This window comes from Phormidium sp. CCY1219 (assembly GCF_035615515.1).
Lineage (GTDB): Bacteria > Cyanobacteriota > Cyanobacteriia > Cyanobacteriales > Laspinemataceae > CCY1219.
The window spans coordinates 1-5,428 of sequence record NZ_JAJENT010000842.1; the positions used below are offsets into that span (position 1 = coordinate 1).

The following is a 5,428-nucleotide window of genomic DNA, read 5'->3' on the forward strand; positions in this document are numbered from 1 at the left end:
ACCCAGATCTCAAAGGTCTCGGCCCAGAAGCCCGCGCCGTACCGCCTAAGCGGTCGGCGTCGGGAGTACGTCACAATGCAATGGCAAGTTAGTAGATGAATAACACCGATTCCCAGAACAACTCCCCCCTCATCCTTCTTGTGGATGACGATCGGACAACTCGCATGATGCTGCGTCGCGCCATGCAAAATGAAGGGTATCAGGTGGTTGAGGCTTCTGACGGGATCGAGGGTGTAGATATTTACAAGCGGCTTCACCCAGATATGGTGCTGCTTGATGCCCGGATGCCCGTGATGGATGGCTTTACCTGCTGTACCCAAATCCAAGCACTCTCCCCCGGTCGGGGTATCCCCGTGTTGATGATTACCAGTCTCGAAGATGAAGACTCGGTGGATCGCGCGTTTGAAGCGGGGGCGACAGACTATATCACCAAACCGATTCATTGGGCGGTTCTGCGTCGGCGGGTGCAGCGTCTGCTTCAGGAAAGGCAAGCGGAACGCGAAATTGTCAGGGCACTAGACCGCGAACGCGAACTCGGCGACTTGAGATCCCGCATCGTGACGATGGTCTCTCACGAGTACCGCACTCCCCTGACGGCTATTTTGTCTTCGGCGGAATTGCTGGAATGTTATTGGCCAAAGTGGGATGAAAGCAAGCGGACGAAACACCTACAGCGCATTCAAACCGCTGCTCATCACCTGACGCAGTTGGTTTCTGACGTGCTCTCGATCGATCGGGTTGAATCCGGTCAGCTCGAATTCGAACCGGTACCGGTGAATCTGGAAGAACTCTGCACGGCGGCGATCGCTGAGTGCCACTTGACGCCTCATTCGCCCCACCAAATCAACTTTACCTCTCAGGGACACTGTGCTGATGCGATCGCCGATCCTAAACTCCTACGCCAGTTGTTGAGCAATTTACTCTCGAATGCGATTAAATATTCTCCAAAAGGAGGCACAATTCATTTTGAGTTGAGCTGCGCTCACTCTTCCCCTGCTGACAGTGCCGCGCTTCACTCCCCTGATTCTCCTGACAATGCTGGCAACCCTGCCGGCAATTGGGTGATTTTCCGCATCCAAGACCCGGGGATTGGCATTCTCCCGGATGAACAGCCCCAGTTGTTTAATGCGTTTCATCGCGGGAGCAATGTGGGTACTATTCAGGGGACGGGTTTGGGTTTGGCGATCGCCAAAAAATATGTGGAGTTACATCGAGGCGAGATGACCCTGGAAGGCTCTCCCGATGAGGGCACGATTGTTACGGTGAGGATTCCCCAACGCCGTTTGTCTTAACTCGACTCAGGCGGGAGTTCGCCCCCGGGCAATCTTTACCTTCGATGCCGGATGGATCGCAGGGCAGGGACGCTGCTGCTTCCCATTCGGTCTGGGTCTCCCCTTCGCTTCTTCTCCTTTTGTGTGGGCAATACTCCAGCACTCTCTTCACTCCCGTCCCCCTCCCTTGTGCCTCGCGATCGGCAAGGTTTTCTCCCCTGCTTTGGGGAAACCATTTTCCCTGAATTGCATCTTTTAATCCCCCGCTACATTATCGCTCTTTAATTTACCAAAACTTTAAAAATATCCCCCTATTTTTTCCCTCCATTCTCTTACAATAACCCTAACCCGCCTCCCCAACTGGAACGGAAACCCCAGTGCTTAGGCTCAACCCGCCAGAAGGGGTGGATGCCCCCACGTTCGGCGAGCCTGTAGAATCTCTGTCCACTCTTCTCCACCGGAGAACCGCGAGGTTTCGGGTTTGATTGACTCCCTATTCACTAGCGCTCAAATCGCTTAACTGTAAGATACAATTCAGGGTAACTAAAACATTGATGGAAGGAGATGGCCGTTAAAATTGTGGAGGGCTGGCTGTGTGGTTACCTCGATAACCATTCATCACCTCAATTCCATCCAATACCAGGATTGCACGATGCAAATCATTGCAAAAAATAAGCGGCAATCTACCACCAAAACAAAACATAAAGTCTGTGTTCCGCCTACGTTAACCCTTTAAAAAACCACATCAATCCTATGCAAAAAATATTCCAGGCGATCGCCGTGTTGGGTACAATGGTGGCAAGCCTCTCTCTACCAGGAGGTGCCCGCGCCCTTGATGCGGGTCAGCTCACGGTGGAAGTGGATGGACTGACTAACCAACAAGGCAATATTTGTTTGACTGTTTTTTCTCGCAGCGACGGATTTCCCAAAGATGCGATGAAAGCCCTCAAAGCCTCTTGTTTCCCTATTTCTCAAACTCCCCTGACCCTCACCTTGGACGGGCTGAATTTTGGCAACTATGCGGTGGCTTTATTTCACGATGAAAATGCTGATGGGGAACTCAACACCAATCAAATCGGCATTCCCCAAGAAGGGTTTGGATTTTCCAATAACCCCCCCATCCTCACCGGACCGCCACAATTTCGCGATGCCACGTTTTTTTTGGCGGGACAAAATACCACGATTCGGATCGACCTGAATTATTTGCTCTGATTGTAAGCCTTGCTTTAGGTAGGGGTGGAAACTGTGGCTGTTCAATCGAAGGCGATCGCTAAACAATTGAAGATATCGTGAAGAGGGAAGGTCGGATTGCATTACCGCGCCACTGGGGCGCGCTACGGCATTCGGCTGACCCCACTGCGATCTATCACTGCTTACTGGAGGCGAAAATTATGCAGCGAATCTTCACCTGGCTGGGCATCATGGCGGGAATGAGTCTGTGGGTTCCGGTCTCGGTTTTAGCCGCCCCGGAGGATCCCACGGGCAGCCAGGACTCGGGACAAGTGACGACTCCGGGGGTTATCCTGGATGCACCATCGACGCCGAGTGCCCCTAGGGCGACTCCCCAGATGACTCCTCAACCCTCTGCGGATCCCACTGCACCCCGGGCAACTCCCCAGACGATTCTGCAACCGGATACTCCTTCGGGGGAGAATACGGGTGAATCCACCCCCGCCGCTGCCCCGACGGAGGTGGAAACTTTGCTCTCCCGAGGTCAATATCTGCTCAGTTCCAAACAATATGAGGATGCCCTGCGCGCTTACCAAAGCGTCATCGACCTCAATTCTAATAATGCTGATGCCTGGATCGGTCGCGGTATGGTTCTCGAACAGTTGGAACAGTACGATGAGGCGATCGCGGCGATGAACCGCGCTACGGAAATTCGCCCGAACTATTCTCTAGCCTGGTTCAGTCGCGGAATGGTCCTCAAACAGGCGCAACAGTACGAAGAGGCGCTCGAATCGTTCGATCGCGCCTTAGAAGGTAATAGCGAATGGGGAGATAACCGGGCCGCTGATGCCGCAATTAACCGAGGGTCGGTTCTGTGGCAATTAGAGCGTCGCGATGAGGCGATCGCCGCGTTCGATCGCGCCCTGGAATTGGATCCTCAGTTCGCCCTGGCTTGGTACAACAAAGGTACCGCTCTCCTGATCCTCGGCGAGTACGAGGCGGCGGTGGAATCTTACGATCGCGCGATCGATAGTACCGGGGAATGGGGCTTGACTACCGGTCCGGCTAGTGCCTGGTACAACCGGGGTCTGGCCCTGGAACAGTTGGAACGCTATGAAGAAGCGATCGAATCCTATGACCAAGCCCTGAGAATTACCCCTAACCACACTAAGGCCCGACAGCAACTCGCGAATCTGCGCGATCGCCTACAAAATTAACTCTGCACCCCTAAGTTGAAAGAATCGCGGACGAGGATCCGCGATTCTTTCTGGTTCTTTTTATGGCAACCACTCGGGGCGCAACCCGCGAAAGGGAAAGTCCACCGGTGTCAAATTGTCTATCTCCTCGGGGGGAATACTCGGCTCTAAGGGCAGCAACCACAAGCGCGAGGTGACGATCGCTTCCCCGGAATTGGTGCGCGGCATTGCTTCGCTCCCTTGACTTCTGCCTCGATTTGTGGTAGAGATTTGGTCGAAGAGCAACCCTAACCCGTCGGGAGATAAACTCATCTGAATCTCTCTTTGCTTCGGTAGCAATACCAAGGTGGTTGCCTCTTCGGTTTCTAGGTTAATCGCGGCAATATATGGCTCTTCTCGATATTCATCCCCTTCGATTAGGGTGGTCAGCAGGGTATAGAGAATCTTCCCATCGGGACTAAATTCGGCATCGAGAATCGACCCTTTGATGCGTCGCAATTCTTTTTGCACCCCGGTGTTGGTGACTAGAAACAGCGATCGCGTATAGTCTGTGTTGAATTTCACCATCGCCGCCGCCGCACCATTGCGGGAAAAATCTAGCACCTGTGCGAATTTCGGCAGAAATTCTAACGGTTCGGCGTTGGCTTCTAAGGGCAAAATCGCTAACCCCTGCCCTTGGGCGATCGCGATGGCATTACTGTCTGGGGTAATTAAAAATTCTCCCCCCGGTTCCGCTTCTAGGGGTTTCGCTTTTTTTCCCTCTTTTATCATCCACAAGCCCACTTTCCCCCCTTTGCCTTTCTTCAAGCGCTGCACTAAAATGGTGGAGCCGTCGGAAGATAAATCGAAACTGAAGTTTTGATAGTTTTTTGCGTCTAAGACTAACTCGATTTTTCCCGGGGGTTTCCCATCTCGACCTGTGGTGACGGTGTAGAGTTTCTGTTCGAGTAACTCGTTGGATCCGGCGTGGCGATCGCTGGCGGAAAATAAGATCCGATCGCCTTTGGGATAGGGTTCGTAGTCCATTACCATTAAATCTTCGGTGAGAACCGTTTTTTCCCCTTGGGTTAAATTGTACAAAATTAACTGTCCGCGTTCTTGTTCCTCTACGCCTAGGTAAACAATTGCGCGATCGCGACTTTTGAATCTGCCCACATAGGGATCGATCGGGGTCGCTGTCTCGGGATTGTCAAAGCGATCTCGCGCACCCTCTATTTCTAGCTCAAATTCCATCCCATAGGGTAAGGGGCGATCGAGTGTATAGGCCATCCTCTGTCCGGCCCAGCTAATTTTACCCGGTAACGCTGGCTCGATTTCTAAATTCTCTTCGACGCTGACCCGATCCATCGGACGACTGAAGGTGACGATAAAGGCTCTCTCTTCAGCTCCGATTTCTCTATCCTCCCAGCTAAAGTCCCGCACTCTCGGGGCGGTACTGTCTCCCCCAAACAGTAATAGGGCGATCGCTACCGTCAGCACCGCAATCAGTGCTATGGCGGCGCGATCGAGCGGTTGGGAGAATTGATTCGCAATCTTCGAGGCGCTTAACATTTACACTTCTATTTTGGACTTTCTCTTGTTTTAACTTACCCGTCTTTTGCCCCTTCTTCCCTTCGGGTTTCCCCTTCTCTGGCTCTTTTCTGGGGCGCGATCGCGCTTCCGGTTAAAAAAATTATTTTTTTTGTGCGAAGCGGGCAATTTCGCGTTACATTGTAATCATAATGGGAGGCTAAGGGTTTGGCGAAAATTGTCACTATTCCCATTATAATATAGACTACCAAGCTTCCGAGC

The 5,428-nt window shown here is 52.4% G+C and carries 5 protein-coding genes; 3 read left to right on the forward strand and 2 right to left on the reverse strand.

Annotation, left to right across the window (positions count from 1 at the left end; translation table 11 throughout):
* The first annotated feature begins 95 nt into the window (after positions 1-95).
* The 3 genes from LKK83_RS26760 (at position 96) to LKK83_RS26770 (ending at position 3,658) form a co-directional block, all read left to right on the forward strand.
* Positions 96-1,292 carry a hybrid sensor histidine kinase/response regulator gene (locus tag LKK83_RS26760; RefSeq protein ID WP_324634529.1) on the forward strand — a complete coding sequence of 399 codons (1,197 nt, stop codon included), beginning with the start codon at positions 96-98 and terminating at the stop codon, positions 1,290-1,292.
* Positions 1,293-2,024: 732 nt separating this feature from the next.
* Entirely contained in the window at positions 2,025-2,483 is a 459-nt protein-coding gene (locus LKK83_RS26765) for a DUF2141 domain-containing protein (protein WP_324634530.1), read from the forward strand.
* A gap of 179 nt (positions 2,484-2,662) precedes the next feature.
* Positions 2,663-3,658, forward strand: a complete 996-nt coding sequence (locus LKK83_RS26770) for a tetratricopeptide repeat protein (RefSeq protein WP_324634531.1) — start codon at positions 2,663-2,665, stop codon at positions 3,656-3,658.
* Between the two features lie 60 nt (positions 3,659-3,718).
* On the opposite strand, the gene LKK83_RS26775 is transcribed toward LKK83_RS26770, so the two are convergent.
* Both LKK83_RS26775 and LKK83_RS26780 read right to left on the reverse strand, forming a co-directional pair.
* Positions 3,719-5,188: a hypothetical protein gene (locus tag LKK83_RS26775; protein ID WP_324634532.1), complete on the reverse strand. Its 1,470-nt coding sequence runs from the start codon at positions 5,186-5,188 to the stop codon at positions 3,719-3,721.
* Between the two features lie 35 nt (positions 5,189-5,223).
* Positions 5,224-5,428, reverse strand: a 205-nt coding sequence (locus tag LKK83_RS26780; protein ID WP_324634533.1) for a hypothetical protein, incomplete at its 5' end; no start/stop codon positions are given.